The following is an 18,475-nucleotide window of genomic DNA, read 5'->3' as shown; positions in this document are numbered from 1 at the left end:
GCTCAAGGCACTCACACTTATCGGTAATCTGTTTTGTTAAAGAGCGTTTGAACTGCTTCGTTACCGACGCTTCGTCAGCAGCGAAGACGCGAACTATACGCTTGAAGACGTATACGGTCAATACTTCATCTTGCCTTTTTTTAATTATTTTCTCCATCTCGCTGTCTGATAAGGTTTTTTATTTCCGCCAAACGCTGCGCCGTCTCCAATAATCCCTTCCTCCCCCTCCTCTGGCTGGTGCGCCTTTGTGAATATGCCGTCTGAAACTTGGGGCTTCAGACGGCATCTGTTGGCTCTTCTTATCTTTTCAGAATGATTTCCAATACGAACTTGCTGCCCATATAGGCAATCATAAGGCTGACAAATCCGATGATGGTCCACACGGCGGCTTTTTTGCCGCGCCATGCGGTCATGCTGTGCTTGAGCAGCAGTCCGCCGTAAATCAGCCATGACAATATGCCGAATACGGTTTTATGGGTAAAGGTCATGGGTTTGCCGAATACGGCTTCGGCGAAGAATGTTCCGCTGACGACGGAATAGGTCAGCAGGATGAAACCTGCCCACATGGCTTGGAACATGAGTTTTTCCAAACTGAGCAGCGACGGCAGGAATCCTGCGAGCTTGGAGAAGCTCCTGCGGTGCAGGCTCCGATTCAGCAGCAGGGTCAAAACGGACAATAATGTTGCTATGCCGAACAGCCCGTATGCGAGCAGCGAAGTTCCGATATGCAGCATAAAGGGAAGGTCGGTAATTTCATATCCCGAGAATTTTCCAGGAAAAACCAAACCTGACAGCAGCATCAGTGCGGCGCAAGGATACAGCAGCAACTGCACTCCGCGCAGCGGATAAAAGAAGCTGCCGGCAAAATAAATAAACAGCATCATCCAAACAATCAGGCTGCCGGAATACCCGAAGCCCATAATGATGATTTTGTCTTGAATGACCGGCATAAGCAGTGCCGCGCCGTGGACGGTCAATGCCGCGCCCAAAACCGGCAATTCCGTCTTCCACGGGTAATCCCGGCCGCGCCCCTGCTGTTGGCAGTGCCATGCAAATGCACCCAATCCTGCGTAAACCGCCGTCAAAAAGATGAAAACTGTCGGCATGGTGGACTTTCTCTATCTATACTGTTGCGCCGTATGCGGCCGCTTATGAAATATTGGAACTTTTAACGTTGGAATTGTAAAATCCCCGTTTCGGGCAAGCCTTGACGGATTTGCCGATATGCTGTCCGGCACACAAGCCGCATCAAATTATTTTGATTTTATTTTAACAAAGAATGCCCCTGATGGGGCAAGCTATTCTTATTCAGACCAAGGACCAGTATGTTAGACAATTTAACCAGCCGCTTCAGCAATGTCCTCAAAAACATCCGCGGGCAAGCCAAACTGACCGAAGACAACATTAAAGAAGCCTTGCGCGAAGTCCGACTCGCCCTGCTTGAGGCGGATGTTGCCCTGCCTGTCGTCAAAGAGTTCGTCAACAACGTCAAAGAAAAGGCCCTCGGTCAGGAAGTGGCGGGCAGCCTGACGCCGGATCAGGCATTTATCGGCGTGGTCAACAAAGCCCTGACCGAACTGATGGGCAGGGAAAACAAAACGCTGGATTTGTCGGTTGCGCCGCCCGCCGTCGTGTTGATGGCAGGTTTGCAGGGCGCGGGCAAGACGACGACAGTCGGCAAACTCGCCCGCCTGCTGAAAAACGATCAGAAGAAAAAGGTTTTGGTCGTATCTGCCGACGTTTACCGCCCTGCCGCGATTGAACAACTGCGTCTGTTGGCCGAACAGGTCGGCGTAGACTTTTTCCCGTCCGATGCCAACCAAAAACCGATTGAGATTGCAACTGCCGCCGCCGATTACGCCAAAAAACATTTTTACGATGTCTTGATGGTCGATACCGCCGGTCGTTTGGCAATCGATGAGGAGATGATGAACGAAATCAAAGCGCTTCATGCTGCGGTTAACCCGGTGGAAACTTTGTTCGTCATCGATGCCATGTTAGGTCAGGATGCTGTGAACACTGCTCAGGCATTTAATGAAGCCCTGCCGCTGACCGGTGTCGTATTGACCAAGATGGACGGCGACTCGCGTGGCGGCGCAGCTTTGTCCGTGCGCCACGTAACCGGCAAACCGATTAAATTTATCGGTGTCGGCGAAAAAATCAACGGCCTCGAACCTTTCCACCCCGACCGTATCGCCAGCCGTATCCTCGGTATGGGCGACGTATTGACCCTGATTGAAGACGTTCAAAAAGGTATTGATGAAGAAGCCGCCGCCAAAATGGCGAAAAAGCTGCAAAAAGGCAAAGGCTTCGACCTCAATGATTTTAAAGAACAAATCCAGCAAATGCGCAATATGGGCGGCTTGGAAAACCTGATGTCGAAAATGCCGGGCGAACTGGGTCAAATATCGAAACAAATCCCCGAAGGTACGGCTGAAAAAGCGATGGGCAAAGTCGAAGCCATCATCAACTCGATGACCCCAAAAGAACGCGCCAACCCCGCCCTACTCAAAGCCAGCCGCAAACGCCGTATTGCGGTGGGCGCGGGCACGACCGTGCAGGAAGTGAACAAATTGCTCAAACAGTTTGAACAAATGCAGCAGATGATGAAGATGTTCAGCGGGAAAGGCTTGGGCAACCTGATGCGTATGGCGAAGGGGATGAGGGGGATGAAAGGAATGTTCCCGGGTTTGTAAGGTCTGAAAACGGGTGCCGTCTGAACCGATTTTCAGACGGCATTTTGTCTGCTACCATATCCGCGCGCCATCTTGCATCATTTTAAAACAGGGCGGCGCGCCTTTTCTTAACTTTCCGAATAGCCGAACTGCCTGCCCGTGCGACAATCCCGCACCGGCAAAATCAGCCGGTTGTTCAAAAAAGCCCCACGGTCGGGGCAGTATGCGGGGGAGTGCCTTGTGCCTGCCCCACTTTCTTAAACCATAAAGGAAACATTATGAACCGTCGTCAATTTTTGGGCAGCGCTGCTGCCGTCTCTCTGGCTTCCGCCGCCTCTTTCGCGCGTGCGCACGGACACGCCGACCACCATCATCACCACGATATGCAGCCTGCCGCCGCATCCGCCTATACCGCCGTCCGCCAAACTGCCGCACACTGTCTGGATGCCGGACAGGTTTGCCTGACACACTGCCTGTCCCTGCTCACTCAGGGCGACACGTCTATGTCCGACTGTGCGGTTGCCGTGCGCCAAATGCTTGCCTTATGCGGCGCGGTGCACGACCTTGCCGCACAAAATGCCCCTCTGACACGCGACGCGGCAAAAGTGTGCCTCGAAGCGTGCAAACAATGTGCCAAAGCCTGTAAAGAACACGCCGCCCACCATGCGGAATGCAAAGCATGTTACGAGTCCTGCCTCGACTGTATCAAAGAATGCGAAAAACTCGCCGCCTGATACTGAAAAATGCCGTCTGAATCCTTTTCAGACGGCATTTTTTTGACCGCGAAATTATGCGCCGAACACTTTCAAACGTTCTGCAACGGGTTCAAAGGTCTTTTCACCTGCCGCCCCTTCAATACCGCCGATAACCATTTGCGCGCGCAACAGCCAGTTTTCGGGGATATTCCACGCTTTGGCAATCGCCGCATCGGGCAAGGGGTTGTAATGTTGCAGGTTTGCACCTGCGCTGACCGCGGCAAGTGTCGTCCAGACGGCATACTGTACCATAGCGTTCGCCTGGTCCGCCCAAACGGGAAAGTTGGCGGCATAAGCAGGGAACTGCTCCTGCAAACCTTTGACGACATTTTGATCTTCATAAAACAAAATGGTTGCCGCACCCGCCTTAAACAGCTTCAATTTTTGCGCGGTCGGTTCAAACCTGTCGGCAGGCACGGCGGCACGCAGCGCGTCTTCGACAAATTGCCACACCTTATCATGCTCTTCGCCAAACAGCACGACCACGCGGGCAGATTGGGAATTGAACGAAGAAGGCGTGTGCAAAACGGCGTGTTCGACGATTTGGACGATTTCATCTTTGCCGACGGGCAGATTTTTATTTAACGAATAAACGGAACGGCGGCTTTCGGCAGCCTGTTGCAGGGATTGGCGGCTCATTTCTTTTCCTTTCAAAAACATTCGACAAAATACACTTTAGACGGTCCGGTTCAGGCTTTACGCTTGAAAAACAACCCGTCCAGCGACCACGCGCCGCCGCCCGCCGCCGCGATATAGAGGAATACGAAGCAGAACAGCACTGCGGACTCTCCGCCGTTGGCAATCGGAAACAAAGCATTTCCAGAAGCGTGCGCCATAAAATAGGCAACCGCCATCTGGCCGGACAAAACAAACGCGGCAGGGCGCGCAAACAGGCCCAACACCAGCAAAATGCCGCCGACAATTTCCAAAATACCGGCAAGCAGCATCAGCCCGCCGGGCGAACCGCTGCCCATTTCAACGGGGAAGGCGAAGAATTTCGACGTACCGTGCAACAAAAACAGGTAGGCGGTTACGATACGCAAAACAGAAAGCAGAACAGGTTGGATACGTTTGCAGCAATCGGACATAAAAGCTCCTTCGATATTTGTCTTCATTTCAGGCGGCAGAGTATAGATGTTTCCCCGTTTCAAATATATACTGCTTTTATTGATACAACTTTTCCACACAAGAAAATATGGACACCCTGTTCAGCCTCAAAGTTTTCCGCCAAGTCGTCCAAAGCGGCGGCTTCACCCGCGCCGCCGACGCGCTCGGCATCTCCACCGCAATGGCAAGCAAACACGTCAGCCACTTGGAAAACACCGTCCAAGCCAAACTCCTGCACCGCAACAGCCGCAACCTCAGCCTGACCGAAGCGGGGGAAGAATACTACCGGCAATGCAGTTACGCGCTCGACACGCTCGACGATGCCGCGCAAAAAGCCGCCGGGGGGACGGAAAAACCGCAGGGGCTGCTGCGCGTGACGATGCCGCTGTGGTTTGCCGGCAGCCTGATATGCAACTGGCTGGCGGAATACCGCGAACGTTATCCCGAAGTAACATTAGAACTGATTTTGGACAACCGCCACGTCGATTTGATTGCCGAAGGCGTGGATTTGGCGTTGCGCGTTTCCCAAACCCTGTCCCCGTCGCTGATTGCGCGCCCGCTGGCGGAAATCGAATTTGCCCTGCTCGCCTCGCCCGATTTCCTGAGGCGCAACGGCGTACCGGAAACGCCGGAAGAAGTGGCGGGGCTGCCCGCCGTCCTACCGACCTACACCAACCAGCAGAAACTCGACCTCACCCGCAAATCGGACGGCAAAAAATACCGGCTTGAGCTGACCCCCGTCATCCGTACCGACAACACGCTGATGATGCGCGAAATGATTAAGGCAGGCGCGTGCATCGGTTATCAGCCGCTTTGGGCGGCGGAACACGATTTGCGCTGCGGCACGCTGGTAAGGCTGCTGCCCGGATACGCCGTCCCGACCGACCGCCTGAACGCCGTTTATGCGGACAGGGCATTCTTAAGCGCGAAAGTCCGCAGCTTCATCGATTTTCTGAACGAAAAAATCTCCAGCAGGAAAGGCTGCCAAAATGCCGTCTGAAACCGCCCGCCCCCTTTATGCGGACACGCGCGCCGCGCGCACGCTCGTCTGGTTCCGCCAAAACCTCCGCATCCGCGACAATGCCGCCTTATGCGCCGCCGTTGCCGAAGGTTTGCCCGTTATCGGCATTTGGATTGACCATGCCGAAACAGACAACCCGCGCCGCGCCGCGTTCTACCGCCAATCCGCCGCCGAACTCGCCCAAGGGCTTGCAGGGCGCGGCATTCCGTTCTACACGGCGGCATCGTCATCCGGGCTTGTCCGGCTCGCCGTCCGCCTCAATATCCGCGCCGTCATCGCCGATGAATCCCATACTTTTGCCGACAAACTCGCCGACAACGCCCTTTGGCACGAATTGGACAAACACGGCATCGCGTTAACCTTCGTCAACGACCACGCCGTTTTCGGCAAAACCGACCTGATACCCGACGGCGGCACGGCATATGCCGATTTCGACCGCTACCGCGAAGTATGGCTCGGCCGCTTTTCCAAGCACCCCCCCACCGGTCCGGACCTATTCACGGCATACCGCCAACCCTTACCCGAAAACCTGCCCGCCCCGCCGCCTGCCGCTCTTTCAGACGGCATCTTCCTGCCGCAAAACGGCGGCGAAACGGCGGCCTGGCGGCAGTGGCGGCGGTTTCTCGAACAGGCGGCTTCCTACTCCGTTTTAAAGGATTTCCCTTCGCGAAAAAACACTTCGCTGATGGGCGCGTATTTGAGTACCGGCTGCATCTCGCCGCGCCTGCTCGCGCGGGAAAGCCTCGAACGCCGTCTGAACGCGTGGGCGGACAACATCATCCGCCGCGATTTTTTCCTTCAACTTGCCTTGCAGCACACGGATGACGACCCTTCAGACGGCAATCCGGAACACACCCTGCGCCTGACGCTCTGGCAGCAGGGCCAGACCGGCATTCCGATTATCGATGCCGCGATGCGCTGTTTGCACAAAACCGGCAGCCTCCACCCCGCCCTGAGACGCTTGAGCGCGGATTTTTTCTGCCACGTTTTAAACCTCCCCCGCCGCGAAGGCGAGATATGGTTTGCCCGGCAGCTGACCGATTTCGATGCAGCAATCAACCAAGGCAACTGGCGGCTTGCCGCCTCACGGCACACCTACCCCGACATTGCCGCCGCCGCACACAAGACCGACCCCGACGGCACCTTTGTCAGACGGCACATCCCCGAGCTTGCCCACCTGCCGGCGGCAGTCATCCATACCCCGTGGCGCGCCGCCGGCAGCATCGACACCCACGGCTATCCCGCCCATCCTGTCGCCGGTATTCCCTAAGCGGTACGGCAACCCAAAACAAATGCCGTCTGAACTTCCGTTTCAGACGGCATTTTTATACGGACTACTCAATATCTTCCGTTTTTTTCACTTTCAATAATCAGATATGCCCAAATCACCGCCACCCAAGCTGACACCGTTCCCATCGCCAGCAAAAAATAGAAATCGATGACGAAGGACAAGTCAGCGACACCAGCGCGGCAAACGCCGTGACCATGCCGATAGCAAAGAGTTTTTCCGACAGCTTTTCCAAAGGCTTCGCCCACCGCACCGACACGGCAGGTCGTGCGGCGCGGGCTTGGCGGTTTTTCGTTTTGCGTTTGTTCACGGGCTGTCTCCGCTGTTTGAGGCCGTCTGAAAACCTTGGGATATGGTTTTCAGACGGCCTTTTGCTGTTTGCCTTACAGATACGGCAAATCAAACGCTTCGCCGTAGCTTTCGGCCAGAATGGTGTTGATGCGGGCGGCAAATTCAACGGCGAGCATCACGACGCTGTCAGGACGGGCGGCCACGGGGAAAACGCTGATGCCGTATCCCTCTTCCGCCAGCCACGGAACGCTGTCCTGCAAAAATTCTTCCAACTCGAATTCCCACACCGATTCGCCCTCGGATTTCACCATTTCGGCAAATTCCTGCTCCGGCCACACGGGCAGGAAAGTTGCCCCACCATCGTCCACCCAGAAATGGCATTCGCCTTCGTCGTCGGCCAACACATACAGCGTTTCCGCCTCGGCGATATTTTTCAGTGCGTGCAGGCAGCGTTTGTCGGCCGGCGGGTTGAGCATGTTGTCTATGGCCTGTTGCGGGTAGCTCATGGTTTTCCTTTAAACGGTTTTACGCGTCAATGTTCTGCGCGATCAGGGCGTTGTTTTCGATGAAGGCGCGGCGGGGTTCGACTTCGTCGCCCATCAAAACCGCCGGTTTCCTATCCGCGCCCGATTGTTCTAATCAGTTCGTTCAGACTGTCAAGCTGCTGCTTTTGCCAAGTAATCAGTTTTTCTTTTTCCATCAATATAGCCTGCAAATAGCCGTTTTGCTGCTTCAACTTTTCGATTTCGATCACATACTGCTCCTGCGATGCATAATAGTTGGCGGAGTTGGTGCTGTTTTCCATATTCAGAAACACCAGATTTTTCTCAACCGTGAGCAGATCCACCACGTCCATGCCCAACACATCGGCGATTTTTTCTAGCTTGTCCATCTGCAAACCCACCTCCCCGCGCTCGATTTTCGCATAGCCGTTGACCGACATCTGCAACTGCTCGGCCATGTTTTCCTGCGAGAAGTTTTTCAACTCGCGAATCTTACGGATTTTTTCATGAACTTCCATCCAGCCTCCTTATTGGTTGGTATTGCCGATACTGCGGGTTGGTGTTGTCGGCATGGGCGGAAGTTTATCATACAAATTTTCTGCACTATACGAAAAATTTTGTTAAAAGGTTTAATTTCAAATGGGAAAAATAAAATTGATCAGCGTTGCGGCAGCTTCTGTTTTTGCACTGAATGCGTGCGACATCGGCGGAGGTAAAGTTGCCTGTTCAGATGAAAATGGTATTCAGGTTCTGCGCAGTTTGGTTGGGGAAGAAATTGAAAAATCTTTAAAAAATCAAGGGTTGTTTGATTTGGCCAATATTAGGGCTTCAATTGCTGCTTTACCGATGAGCTTTGAAGAAATCCGCACCTCCAAAGAAGACTCAAACAGTACGAAAGTTTTTTGTCAGGCTACATTCCGCATCACACCATCAGTAGAAACTGTGAAAGATGCCGAAACTGTGTTGAAAATCCGTGGCAATGCAAACAGTTTGGAGGATTTCTTGGATTCGTACGCGTTTAAAAAATCCAAGCAGTCGGCTAACGGTTTTGAAGGCACGTTGTTGTACAACTTGCAGCCCAGCGATAATAAGAAAGTAATTTTTGCCGAAATTGAGGCAAATCAGGACGACGTAATTCAAGCACCAACCCAACTGCTTGCTTTGGCCATGTCTAAGAAACAGGCGCAGGAGGAAGAAGCCGAAGCCCAAAGAATACAACAGGAAGAAGAACAGGCTGCAAGAGAGGCTCAGGAGGCGGAATCGCAAAGGCAGGCAGAGTTGGCTGCGGCACAGGAAAAGGAAGCCGAAGCACGTGTTGCTCAGGCTAAGTCGTTGGCGAAGCTGTCTGATGACAAACTGAATTTGGTTTGGAATGGTTTGGATAAGGAAGCAAGGCAGGAAATTTTACCGTTGCAAAGAGCGTGGCTTAAAGAACGCGAAAACAAATGTAAGGTCGAGTCGCTGAGTGAGGCTGATAAAAATGAACAGACTGTCCGTTTTCATCAGTGTTATGCACGGATGACGGGTGAGCGTACTCAATTTTTATCAAACTGATCAAGGGGTATCATATGAAGAAATTATTGCTTTCTTGTCTGGTATTGACGCTGACGGCTTGCGAATCTGTGCAACCTTACGTTAATGCTTATTTGGATGATTTGAATCAAAAGCTGCAACAGGGTACGGCAACCCAGCAAACCGTATCCCTGCTTAATTCTCCTTATTTTATTCGGGAAGAAACACAGGCCGATGTAAACCGACTGTTGGATAAAGCCCGGCCGGAAGAAGTGAGTTATTCGGATTGGAGGGGTATCAAACCCGTATTGAGCCGGCTTATCGGTTCTCTTGCCTGTAATGCGAGTTATCAGGATTTGAAGCAAGAAACCCATATTGATTTCAAATGGTCTGCTGATAACGATTATGGAGAGCAGGCAACCGTTCCAATTTTGGCTCTGGTTTTTTCTCGAAAAATCAATTCTGAGGAATATATTCAACGGAATTGTTACCATGTTGCTCAGATCCAAATTAGAAATTATTTAGGAATATCGATGGTAACTGATGCAACTGTTTATTTTGAAAGTGGTAAAGGAAATGTTTTGAGTCATACTGTTAGCTTAACGTTGATTCCTGAAACGGAGCGTTGGATGTATATTGGATACTAATAAGGAGTTTGAAATGAAGAAATTTATTTTCTCGGTTGTATTGGGTTGTATGAGTTTAAATGCAGGTGCCGTTGTTAAAAATAACAAAGTGGCAACGGAATTTTGCAGTAATCAAGCAATTGCGTTGATTAACTCTGATCCTAATAGTGGGACATATATTGATTCCCAAAAGAATATTACGTTTTGGCTTGGAAAAACTGGGAAGAGTCGGCTAATGTATAAAGGTAAAATTGATGAAATAGGGGGAGTTGAACGTGGTGGCCATCTTTATTGCCTATATATGATGAAAGTGCAGAGCGGAAAGCGTAAAACCACAGGCTTTATGAATGTAGATTTCTGGAAAGAAGGTGGAAAAATAAAATTTGAGATTTATGACATAACAGATGATGAAACTCGTGGAAATGGATAGATATTTTGATACTAGGGGAATTAAATGAATATCAAACAAAACTATGACTGGCTGCGCGACTTTCACGGCTGCGACGGCGGCGACATCGGTTCTCCTGAGAAACCGTCTGTATGGGTATGCGGCATCGAATGGGGCGGCGGGCACACCGTTGAAAACCTGCGGCAGATTGCGGCAGAGCCGTACACGGGCGACACGGAGTTCGGTTTTGGAGACTGGCAGGAATGCGTTGCCTATCCTTACAACATCAGCGTCTGCAAACTGTTGTGCGCCTTAAACGGCGGGCAGGTAGAGAATTACCGCCGCTTTGCCGAAGAAGTGCAGCCGTTTGTACACAAAGCGGATTCGGGCTATTTCAAAATGAACCTGTATCCGATTGCGTTTAAAAACACTGATGCCAGCCTTTGGCAGCAGGAGTTTTCCGAGATTACGGGTTTTGCCGACAAGCAGGAATACGTCAATTTCTGCAACAAATACCGCTTTGCCCAAATGAACCAATGGGCGGAACAATACCGCCCGCGCCTGATTATCGGATTCGGCACATCTTACGATAAGGAGTTTAACGTTGCGTTTTCAGACGGCCTTTCAGGTTTTCGTCAGGAAGAAATCGTCGGAAAAAAATTAAAATGGAAGCGCAATCAAAACGACACATTGCTGGCAGTATTGCCGTTCCCGAGCGGTTCTCACGGTTTGAACAGTAACGAATCTTTGCAGAAATTCGGCGAAAGACTGGCGGAGTTGCTGGTCGGCAGGGAGTAAAACAGCATTTAATAGTTGGGGCAGGTTTCACAGCAAGCATAGTTTGGGTTGCCAAAACCAACAGACAGCATGAGACCTTTGCAAAATCCCCCCGAAATTCCCTAAATTCCCACCAAGACATTTAGGGGATTTCTCATGAGCACCTTCTTCCGGCAAACCGCCCAAGCCATGATTGCCAAACACATCGACCGCTTCCCACTATTGAAGTTGGACCAGGTGATTGATTGGCAGCCGATCAAGCAGTACCTGAATAGCCAAAGAACCCGTTACCTTAGAGGCCATCGCAGCCGTCCCGCTTATCCTGTCGCCGGTATTCCCTAAGCGGTACGGCAACCTAAAACAAATGCCGTCTGAACTTCCGTTTCAGACGGCATTTTTATACGGACTACTCAATATCTTCCGTTTTTTTCACTTTCAATAATCAGATATGCCCAAATCACCGCCACCCAAGCCGACACCGTTCCCATCGCCAGCAAAAAATGCTGCCAATCCGTCATCGGCGGTACAGGGCAACGGCCGCATTCGATTTCCGCGCCGCCCAACAACCGGTACAGCAGCATATCCGCAATCCAAAGCAACAACGGGTATTTCAAACGCCGCAACCAAAAAAACAACCACGTCCGCACAATTCACCTCACCACCATTCCGACAACGATATTGTACCGCTTCCGTGCAATGTTAAAATAACCCCACTTCTACCGCCGTACAAAACGCTATGCTCACCGATTTAGAAAAAAACGCCATCCGCGACCATTACCAAAATATCGGCAAAAACCTGCCCGGTTTCCGTCCGCGTGCTTCGCAGCGGGAAATGATTGCGGCGGTTGCCAACGCTTTTTCGCGGACGTTGGCGCGCGAAGAAGGCAGCGAGCCGCCCAAGCGCGAAGGCGAGAGCATTGCCGTAATCGAAGGCCCGACCGGCGTGGGCAAATCGCTTGCCTACCTGCTTGCGGGCGGCATCATGGCGCAAACACGCGGCAAGCGGCTGATTGTGAGCAGCGCGACGGTTGCCTTGCAGGAGCAGTTGGTAGACCGCGACCTGCCGTTTCTGGTCGAAAAAAGCGGTTTGGAACTGACCTTCGCACTTGCCAAAGGGCGCGGCCGCTATCTCTGCCCCTACAAACTCTACCAACTGACGCAAAACAACGCCCAGCAAAACCTGACGGGTTTTGAAGCGCCGGAAGTGTTGTGGGACAGCAAACCCAAGCCCGAAGAATTGAAGCTGCTGCGCGACATCGCCGACGAATTTTCCGCCCGACGGTTCAACGGCGACCGCGACACTTGGCCGGAAAAAATCGACGACGCGATTTGGCTCAAAGTGACCAACGACCGCCACGGCTGCCTCAAAGCCGCCTGTCCCAACCGCGCCGAATGCCCGTTTTACCTGGCACGCGATGTCTTGGAAACCGTCGATGTCGTCGTTGCCAACCACGACCTTCTGCTTGCCGACATCAGTATGGGCGGCGGCGTGATTCTGCCCGCGCCCGAAAACAGTTTCTATTGCATAGACGAAGCGCACCACCTGCCCAAAAAAGCCCTCAGCCGTTTTGCCGCCGAACATTCGTGGAATATTGCCGTTTGGACGCTGGAAAAACTGCCTCAGCTTACCGGCAAAATTGCCGCGCTTACCGATAAAGCCGAACTTGCCAACCTTGCCGACGAAGCCGCCGCATCCTTGCTCGACAGCCTGCACGAATGGCAGTTCCATTTGGCGGAAGAGCCGTCTTTGAGCTTGGGGCCGTCTGAAAACGACAGGCGAACCAACAGCGAACCGACTTGGCTGTGGGAAGACGGCAAAATCCCCGAAGGCCTCGAAACCACCGTTTCCAACACCGCCGTTGCTGCGCGCAGCCTGCTCAAACACGTTATCGGGCTGAACGATGCGCTTTCTGCCGCACGCCGCGAAAAAGAACAGGACGGCGCGCTCATCGACCGCCTGACCGGCGATTTCGGCATCTTCATCGCCCGTATCGAACAAATCAGCGCGGTTTGGGATTTGCTCTCCACCGTCCCCCTCGAGGGCGAAGAACCGCTGGCAAAATGGATAACCCGCCGCGCCGACGACAAAAACGACTACATTTTCAACGCCAGCCCCATCAGCAGCGCGTCCCACCTTGCCAACAGCCTGTGGCGGCGCGCGGCAGGCGCGGTGTTGACCTCCGCCACCCTGCAATCCTTGGGCAACTTCAACCTGATGCTGCGCCAAACCGGGCTGCAATGGCTGCCCGAAACCACCACCCTCGCCCTCAAAAGCCCCTTTGACTTTGAAAAACAGGGCGAACTCTACATCCCCCCCATATACGCCAGCCCCAAAGACCCCGAAGCCCACACCGCCGCCATCATCGAATGGCTGCCCAAGCTTATTTCTCCCACCGAAGCCATCGGCACACTCGTCCTGTTTTCCTCGCGCAAACAAATGCAGGATGTCGCCCTGCGCCTGCCCGGAGACTACCTGCCGCTCTTGCTCGTACAAGGCGAATTACCCAAAGCCGTCCTCCTGCAAAAACACCACCAGGCCATAGAAGACGGCAAAGCCAGCATCATCTTCGGACTCGACAGCTTTGCCGAAGGACTCGACCTGCCCGGCACCGCCTGCGTGCAAGTCATCATCGCCAAGCTGCCGTTTGCGATGCCGGACAACCCCATCGAAAAAACCCAAAACCGTTGGATAGAACAACGCGGCGGCAACCCCTTCATCGAAATCACCGTCCCCGAAGCTGGCATCAAACTCATCCAGGCCGTCGGCCGCCTCATCCGCACCGAACAAGACTACGGCCGCGTAACCATCCTCGACAACCGCATCAAAACACAGCGGTACGGCCAACAATTATTAGCCGGTCTGCCGCCGTTTAAAAGGATAGGGTAAACATACCGCCCTTCCCGCAACAGAAAGGAAAAATCATGAACTTCACCCGACTGCTCAACCAAGTCTTAAGCACGATTCAAAAAAAAGGCAACACATTCTCCGACAGCCCGCTCAATTCATTCGGCGGAGGCGCGCTGGTTGCCGGTGTCGCCTCCATGCTGCTGAACGGTAAAAACCGCAAAACCATCGCCAAAATCGGTTCGACCGCCGCTTTGGGCTACCTCGCCTACCGGGGCTATCAGATGTGGCAGCAAAACAAAGGGCGGGCAACCGTAACACAAAGCGATTTCCAACCTGCCGGAGAAACTGAAGAAACATACAGCCGCACCGTATTGCGCACCATGATAGCCGCCGCCGCTTCAGACGGCATGATAGACGAAGCCGAACGCCGGGCTATCGAACAGGAAAGCGGCACAGACCCCGAAACTGCCGAATGGCTCGCCGCCGAATACCGCCTGCCCGCAAGCATCGAAGACATCGCCGCCGCCGTCGGCAACGATGAGGCGCTGGCGGCGGAAGCCTATCTGGCGGCAAGGTTGGTCTGTGCCGATTTGTCGCGGAAAGAAACCGTCTTCCTCGCCCGCCTGTCGCAAGCTTTGAAACTGGATGACAATCTGGTGGAGAGTTTGGAAAGGCAACTAGGGATTTGATGACACAGCCGAGGAGGGAAAATCATCAAAAAACGGTTATTCCGACCCCAGTCTCAAAACGGCAAAATATAGTGGATTAAATTTAAACCAGTACGGCGTTGCCTCGCCTTGCCGTACTATTTGTACTGTCTGCGGCTTCGTCGCCTTGTCCTGATTTTTGTTAATCCACTATAAAAGCCGCCGCCGCCCCGAATGGCAAACGGCGGCATAGGCCGCCAAAGGCAATATCCGACAAGAAGGCAAGCTACTGCAATGCGTTGCCGTATGTCAGCGTTTATGATTTGCTCGAACAGCAAAACCACCGTACCAATCCCAATCATCCCCAATCAGGAGACCCCAAATGAACAAACTGATACCGTCCCTTATGCTCTGCGTCCTGCTTTCAGGCTGCCTGAACATCGGCAGCGGCTTTCGTGTGCCGCCCGATGCGTCGGGCTGGTGGGAGCTGTGTAATAAAGAAAAGCTGTATCCTGCCATAGGCACCCTACCGGATGCTCCTGAAGAACAACAAGCTGAAATGATCCGGCAGATGAATGTGTACGGTCAGCGAAAGCTCGACGATATGTTTTCCTGCGGCTATGACCCGATTGGCGGCGGAGACAGTGAGCAAGATGCCTGCGTGCGCAAGAAAGGCTGGTACCGTTCGGGCAAAGATATCTATCCCGAAAATAAAATCTACGAGCAGTGCCAGCACGACTAGGCTTGAGCAAGCTTTCATGTTTGTGAAATTCCCGCCCCATATAATAAGAACCGAAATAGGTCAGGTGGTCTTGGTCGCCGTAAAGATAGCGTCCGTGTATTTCGACCGTGTTTTTGGGCAGGTATTTCTGTGCGTCCACCCAATGCACATTGGGAATATCTTTAATCAAATCAAAAACCGCCTGATTGCTCTTGCCGATGTCGCCCATAGCATGAATGGGGCGGAGGTATTGGTTTGCGGCAAATCTTTTCAATTTTTCCTCCCTCAAGGGCGAACGGCTGATTGATGTGTTGTTTGCAAAAACATAGACGGGTTTGACGGCGGCAATCCTCTTGACGGTTTCCCTGAATCGGGCTTGAAATCCGGGTATCAGGAAGGATTGCGCTTCAAATCTCGGCACGGGCTGGCCGCCCATCCTCAAATCATAGAATTGGGCAATGAAAACGGCTTCGGCTTTTTCAACTTCATCCCAGTATTTTCGACATAGCTGGTTGTCTGCCAATTTCGTATCCACCCAAACCAAACACTCCGAATCAAGGGACAGAATTTTGGCTTTCCACCCTTCTCGGCTGCCGACATAATCCAGAAAACCCCGCAGGTGTCCGGCGTGCGAATCGCCGAGGGTCAGGACGGTTTCCGGGTAATGATTTTCCGCAGCAAGGGGCGCGCCGGGCAGCGGGCGGAGGTGTTCCTGTTTCAATATCCCCCTCGCGTACAGGTTATAGCCGACCAGTATCAGGGACGGGACAAGATAGAGGCAGAAAAATGCCTTTTTGAAGGTCATCTTCCGTTTTCTAAGCGGCTGTTCAATCAAATAATAGCTTAACAGGGAAAATCCGACCGTCAACGCGGCAACCGCCGATACGGCAGGCAGTCCGAGCTGTTTGTCGCCTGTAATGTAATGGGCGAAGGCAATAAAAATCCAGTGGTACAGGTATAGGGAATAAGAGATTTTGCCGACAAATACGATGGGGCTTGCCGACAGGATGCGGGTCGGAAGTGTCCCGTATTGCATACTCCGGATAAGCAGTGCCGTCAGCAGGCAGGGAAGGAGCAGGGTTATTCCCGGGATAAACGGATTATGTTTGTCAATCACGAACAGGCAGGCAAGCAATGCGCCAAAGCAGAGTAACGAAACCAACTGCCGTTTTCCGTTTGCTGTTTGCCGTCTGCCGTTTCCCGTTTGCCCATAAACCGCCAACAGGGAACCTGCCAACAGCTCGGGAAACCTCAGTATCGAAAGGTAATAAGTATTGGGTTGGTTGAGAATATCGGTATAAAACCCGCTTGGCAAAAACGATGAGGCAGTCAAAATCAGGAACAGGATGATGCTGATGTGGCGCAACGCCCGTAGCGATTTGGTTTTTTTGCAGCAAAATACCAGCAAAAGGGGATACAGGAGGTAATACTGTTCCTCTACTGCCAAAGACCAGATATGCAGTACGGGATTCTCGTCGGCACTCAAATCGAAATATCCCTGCTGAAACCCCAGATAAATATTGGACAAGAAAACCGCAGAAAGCTCCACGGTTTTCCGCATTTGGTTGAAATCTTCGTAAAGGAAGATTTGAGAGGCAATCACCGAAGCCAGGGACATGGCCGCAATAAAAGCAGGGTAAATCCGCTTAATCCTGCGGGTATAAAAATCCCGGAAAGAAAAAGAACCGTTCTGTATTTCGGCAAGAATGATGCCGGTAATGAGGAATCCCGAGATGACAAAGAAAATGTCCACACCCAGAAACCCTCCGGGCAGCCAGCGGTTATTCAGGTGGAAAATAATGACGGATAGAACGGCGACAGCCCGCAATCCGTCAATTTCAGGCCTGTATCGGACAGCTTGCATAAATATTGCCCCCGTATGTCCCGTTATCTTAAAAATGCCGTCTGAACGCGCGTTCAGACGGCATCGGTTTCAATAAACGCTCAAATCCGTTTCGCCAACGCTTCAGCCTTGCCCACATACAGTGCGGGGGTCAGCTCAAGCAATTTGGCTTTGGCTTCGGCAGGGATTTCCAACGATCCGATGAAGACTTTCAGCACTTCGGGCGTAATGCCGCCTTTGCCGCGCGTCAGGTCTTTCAGTTTTTCGTAAGGATTGGCGACACCGTAACGACGCATCACGGTTTGAATCGGCTCGGCGAGCAGCTCCCAAGTGGCATCCAAATCGGCGGCAAGGGCGGCAGGGTTGGGTTCGAGCTTGTTCAGGCCGCGCAGGTGGGCGGCGAAACCCAACACGGCATAGCCCACGCCCACGCCCATATTGCGCAGGACGGTACTGTCGGTCAGGTCGCGCTGCCAGCGGGAAATCGGCAGTTTTTCGGACAAAAAGCCCAATACGGCGTTGGCCATACCGAGGTTGCCTTCGGAGTTTTCAAAGTCGATGGGGTTGACTTTGTGCGGCATGGTGGAAGAGCCGACTTCGCCCGCTTTGACTTTTTGTTTGAAGTAACCCAATGAAATATAACCCCAAACGTCGCGGTTAAAGTCGATCAGAATCGTGTTGACACGGCTGATAGCTTGGAAGAATTCAGCCATGTAGTCGTGCGGTTCGATTTGGATGGTGTAGGGGTTGAAGGTCAGGCCGAGGCTGATTTCGACAAAGTTGCGGCAGTGGGTTTCCCAATCTACATCGGGATAAGCGACCATATGGGCGTTGTAGTTGCCGACCGCGCCGTTGATTTTACCGAGGAATTCTTGCGCTTGCAGGATTTTGAACTGACGTTGCAGACGGTACACGACATTGGCGATTTCTTTGCCCAAAGTGGTCGGCGTGGCGGGCTGGCCATGCGTGCGGCTCATCATCGGGACGGCGGCAAGATCGTGCGCCATAGCGGTGAGTTTGCCGATGATTTCGGCAAGTTTGGGCAGGATGACGGTTTCGCGCGCCTCTTGCAGCATCAGGGCGTGGGACAGGTTGTTGATGTCTTCGCTGGTGCAGGCAAAGTGGATGAACTCGCTCACGGCGGCGACTTCCGGCACTTCGGCAAAACGTTTTTTCAGCCAATATTCGATGGCTTTGACATCGTGATTGGTGGCGGCTTCGATGGCTTTGACGGCGGCGGCATCTTCAAGTGAGAAGTTTTCAATCACCGTGTCGATTTCGGCAAGCGTTCCGGCACTGAAGGGCGGCACTTCGGCAATCTTCGGCTCGGCGGCGAGGGCTTTGAGCCAGTTTAATTCGACTTTGACGCGCGCCTTCATCAGGCCGTACTCTGAAAAAATCGGGCGCAATGCTTCAACGGATTGGGCATAACGGCCGTCTAGGGGGGAAAGCGAGGCGATGGGGTTGATCATA

The 18,475-nt window shown here is 52.8% G+C and carries 18 protein-coding genes and 3 pseudogenes; 11 read left to right on the top strand and 10 right to left on the bottom strand.

The annotated features are described in order from the left end of the window. Positions 1-299: 299 nt before the first annotated feature. Positions 300-1,106 carry a cytochrome C assembly family protein gene (locus Q9I99_RS06485; RefSeq protein ID WP_002221447.1) on the bottom strand — a complete coding sequence of 269 codons (807 nt, stop codon included), beginning with the start codon at positions 1,104-1,106 and terminating at the stop codon, positions 300-302. A gap of 219 nt (positions 1,107-1,325) precedes the next feature. Here Q9I99_RS06485 and ffh point away from each other — a divergent pair, with 219 nt between their 5' ends. Continuing rightward, a complete protein-coding gene (ffh, locus tag Q9I99_RS06480) occupies positions 1,326-2,696 on the top strand; it encodes a signal recognition particle protein (RefSeq protein WP_301667591.1) in 1,371 nt (456 codons plus the stop codon). 257 nt (positions 2,697-2,953) lie between these two features. Then, a complete protein-coding gene (locus Q9I99_RS06475; RefSeq protein ID WP_301667590.1) occupies positions 2,954-3,409 on the top strand; it encodes a four-helix bundle copper-binding protein in 456 nt (151 codons plus the stop codon). A 54-nt stretch (positions 3,410-3,463) separates the two neighbouring features. On the opposite strand, the gene Q9I99_RS06470 is transcribed toward Q9I99_RS06475, so the two are convergent. Together Q9I99_RS06470 and Q9I99_RS06465 are read right to left on the bottom strand one after the other, a co-directional pair. Beyond that, a complete protein-coding gene (locus Q9I99_RS06470; protein ID WP_301667589.1) occupies positions 3,464-4,069 on the bottom strand; it encodes a nitroreductase family protein in 606 nt (201 codons plus the stop codon). Between the two features lie 50 nt (positions 4,070-4,119). Continuing rightward, positions 4,120-4,518, bottom strand: a complete 399-nt coding sequence (locus tag Q9I99_RS06465; RefSeq protein WP_301667587.1) for a DoxX family protein — start codon at positions 4,516-4,518, stop codon at positions 4,120-4,122. A 107-nt stretch (positions 4,519-4,625) separates the two neighbouring features. On the opposite strand from Q9I99_RS06465, the gene Q9I99_RS06460 reads away from it, so the two are divergent. Beyond that, positions 4,626-5,537 (top strand): LysR family transcriptional regulator, encoded by a 912-nt coding sequence (locus Q9I99_RS06460; protein ID WP_301667586.1) that lies wholly within the window; start codon positions 4,626-4,628, stop codon positions 5,535-5,537. Further along, on the top strand, positions 5,527-6,828 hold the full coding sequence (locus tag Q9I99_RS06455; RefSeq protein WP_301667585.1) for an FAD-binding domain-containing protein: 1,302 nt from the start codon (positions 5,527-5,529) through the stop codon (positions 6,826-6,828). The genes Q9I99_RS06460 and Q9I99_RS06455 overlap by 11 nt, the downstream gene beginning before the upstream one ends. 115 nt (positions 6,829-6,943) lie before the next feature. On the opposite strand, the gene Q9I99_RS06450 is transcribed toward Q9I99_RS06455, so the two are convergent. The 3 genes from Q9I99_RS06450 to Q9I99_RS06440 all read right to left on the bottom strand — a co-directional run bounded on the left by Q9I99_RS06450 (position 6,944) and on the right by Q9I99_RS06440 (position 8,158). Beyond that, positions 6,944-7,156 carry a hypothetical protein gene (locus Q9I99_RS06450; RefSeq protein WP_025458308.1) on the bottom strand — a complete coding sequence of 71 codons (213 nt, stop codon included), beginning with the start codon at positions 7,154-7,156 and terminating at the stop codon, positions 6,944-6,946. Positions 7,157-7,229: 73 nt separating this feature from the next. Then, a complete protein-coding gene (locus Q9I99_RS06445) occupies positions 7,230-7,643 on the bottom strand; it encodes a DUF2750 domain-containing protein (RefSeq protein ID WP_301667584.1) in 414 nt (137 codons plus the stop codon). A gap of 110 nt (positions 7,644-7,753) precedes the next feature. Then, the gene (locus tag Q9I99_RS06440; protein WP_196428296.1) at positions 7,754-8,158 is read right to left on the bottom strand and encodes a helix-turn-helix domain-containing protein; all 405 of its coding nucleotides are present in this window, start codon (positions 8,156-8,158) and stop codon (positions 7,754-7,756) included. 121 nt (positions 8,159-8,279) lie between these two features. On the opposite strand from Q9I99_RS06440, the gene Q9I99_RS06435 reads away from it, so the two are divergent. From Q9I99_RS06435 to Q9I99_RS06415, 5 genes and pseudogenes are all read left to right on the top strand, one after another. Further along, positions 8,280-9,194, top strand: coding sequence for a lysozyme inhibitor LprI family protein (locus tag Q9I99_RS06435; protein WP_301667583.1), 915 nt, complete (start codon positions 8,280-8,282; stop codon positions 9,192-9,194). A 14-nt stretch (positions 9,195-9,208) separates the two neighbouring features. Then, a complete protein-coding gene (locus Q9I99_RS06430) occupies positions 9,209-9,799 on the top strand; it encodes a hypothetical protein (RefSeq protein WP_301667582.1) in 591 nt (196 codons plus the stop codon). A 13-nt stretch (positions 9,800-9,812) separates the two neighbouring features. Beyond that, entirely contained in the window at positions 9,813-10,208 is a 396-nt protein-coding gene (locus Q9I99_RS06425) for a hypothetical protein (RefSeq protein WP_301667581.1), read from the top strand. Positions 10,209-10,232: 24 nt separating this feature from the next. Next, entirely contained in the window at positions 10,233-10,964 is a 732-nt protein-coding gene (locus Q9I99_RS06420; protein ID WP_301667579.1) for a hypothetical protein, read from the top strand. 135 nt (positions 10,965-11,099) lie between these two features. Beyond that, positions 11,100-11,270 (top strand): annotated as a pseudogene (locus Q9I99_RS06415) (IS5/IS1182 family transposase); the annotation flags it as partial. An 83-nt stretch (positions 11,271-11,353) separates the two neighbouring features. On the opposite strand, the gene Q9I99_RS06410 reads toward Q9I99_RS06415, so the two are convergent. After that, positions 11,354-11,557 carry a hypothetical protein gene (locus Q9I99_RS06410; protein WP_162818993.1) on the bottom strand — a complete coding sequence of 68 codons (204 nt, stop codon included), beginning with the start codon at positions 11,555-11,557 and terminating at the stop codon, positions 11,354-11,356. 122 nt (positions 11,558-11,679) lie between these two features. Between Q9I99_RS06410 and dinG the strand changes: the two genes are divergently transcribed. Together dinG and Q9I99_RS06400 are read left to right on the top strand one after the other, a co-directional pair. Then, positions 11,680-13,830 carry an ATP-dependent DNA helicase DinG gene (gene dinG / locus Q9I99_RS06405; RefSeq protein WP_301667577.1) on the top strand — a complete coding sequence of 717 codons (2,151 nt, stop codon included), beginning with the start codon at positions 11,680-11,682 and terminating at the stop codon, positions 13,828-13,830. A 35-nt stretch (positions 13,831-13,865) separates the two neighbouring features. Further along, a complete protein-coding gene (locus Q9I99_RS06400; protein ID WP_301667575.1) occupies positions 13,866-14,480 on the top strand; it encodes a tellurite resistance TerB family protein in 615 nt (204 codons plus the stop codon). 42 nt (positions 14,481-14,522) lie between these two features. Here the strand turns inward: Q9I99_RS06400 and Q9I99_RS11560 are convergent. The 3 genes and pseudogenes from Q9I99_RS11560 to purB form a co-directional block, all read right to left on the bottom strand. After that, positions 14,523-14,645 (bottom strand): annotated as a pseudogene (locus Q9I99_RS11560) (IS5/IS1182 family transposase); the annotation flags it as partial. A 521-nt stretch (positions 14,646-15,166) separates the two neighbouring features. Beyond that, a pseudogene (locus Q9I99_RS06395) lies at positions 15,167-17,023 on the bottom strand (acyltransferase family protein); the annotation flags it as partial. An 80-nt stretch (positions 17,024-17,103) separates the two neighbouring features. After that, positions 17,104-18,474, bottom strand: coding sequence for an adenylosuccinate lyase (gene purB, locus Q9I99_RS06390; RefSeq protein ID WP_301667574.1), 1,371 nt, complete (start codon positions 18,472-18,474; stop codon positions 17,104-17,106). Position 18,475: the final 1 nt, after the last annotated feature.

Source organism: Neisseria basseii (assembly GCF_962707005.1).
GTDB classification, from domain to species: Bacteria; Pseudomonadota; Gammaproteobacteria; order Burkholderiales; family Neisseriaceae; genus Neisseria; species Neisseria bergeri.
The sequence above is the reverse complement of the archived record's forward strand: the minus strand, read 5'-3'. Positions and strand labels throughout refer to the sequence as shown.

What these genes read in the sequence shown, in the direction of transcription:
- Q9I99_RS06485 (WP_002221447.1), bottom strand. Translation starts at nt 1,106, where the DNA reads ATGCCGACAGTTTTCATCTTTTTGACGGCGGTTTACGCAGGATTGGGT.
- ffh (WP_301667591.1), top strand. Translation starts at nt 1,326, where the DNA reads ATGTTAGACAATTTAACCAGCCGCTTCAGCAATGTCCTCAAAAACATC.
- Q9I99_RS06475 (WP_301667590.1), top strand. Translation starts at nt 2,954, where the DNA reads ATGAACCGTCGTCAATTTTTGGGCAGCGCTGCTGCCGTCTCTCTGGCT.
- Q9I99_RS06470 (WP_301667589.1), bottom strand. Translation starts at nt 4,069, where the DNA reads ATGAGCCGCCAATCCCTGCAACAGGCTGCCGAAAGCCGCCGTTCCGTT.
- Q9I99_RS06465 (WP_301667587.1), bottom strand. Translation starts at nt 4,518, where the DNA reads ATGTCCGATTGCTGCAAACGTATCCAACCTGTTCTGCTTTCTGTTTTG.
- Q9I99_RS06460 (WP_301667586.1), top strand. Translation starts at nt 4,626, where the DNA reads ATGGACACCCTGTTCAGCCTCAAAGTTTTCCGCCAAGTCGTCCAAAGC.
- Q9I99_RS06455 (WP_301667585.1), top strand. Translation starts at nt 5,527, where the DNA reads ATGCCGTCTGAAACCGCCCGCCCCCTTTATGCGGACACGCGCGCCGCG.
- Q9I99_RS06445 (WP_301667584.1), bottom strand. Translation starts at nt 7,643, where the DNA reads ATGAGCTACCCGCAACAGGCCATAGACAACATGCTCAACCCGCCGGCC.
- Q9I99_RS06440 (WP_196428296.1), bottom strand. Translation starts at nt 8,158, where the DNA reads ATGGAAGTTCATGAAAAAATCCGTAAGATTCGCGAGTTGAAAAACTTC.
- Q9I99_RS06435 (WP_301667583.1), top strand. Translation starts at nt 8,280, where the DNA reads ATGGGAAAAATAAAATTGATCAGCGTTGCGGCAGCTTCTGTTTTTGCA.
- Q9I99_RS06430 (WP_301667582.1), top strand. Translation starts at nt 9,209, where the DNA reads ATGAAGAAATTATTGCTTTCTTGTCTGGTATTGACGCTGACGGCTTGC.
- Q9I99_RS06425 (WP_301667581.1), top strand. Translation starts at nt 9,813, where the DNA reads ATGAAGAAATTTATTTTCTCGGTTGTATTGGGTTGTATGAGTTTAAAT.
- Q9I99_RS06420 (WP_301667579.1), top strand. Translation starts at nt 10,233, where the DNA reads ATGAATATCAAACAAAACTATGACTGGCTGCGCGACTTTCACGGCTGC.
- dinG (WP_301667577.1), top strand. Translation starts at nt 11,680, where the DNA reads ATGCTCACCGATTTAGAAAAAAACGCCATCCGCGACCATTACCAAAAT.
- Q9I99_RS06400 (WP_301667575.1), top strand. Translation starts at nt 13,866, where the DNA reads ATGAACTTCACCCGACTGCTCAACCAAGTCTTAAGCACGATTCAAAAA.
- purB (WP_301667574.1), bottom strand. Translation starts at nt 18,474, where the DNA reads ATGATCAACCCCATCGCCTCGCTTTCCCCCCTAGACGGCCGTTATGCC.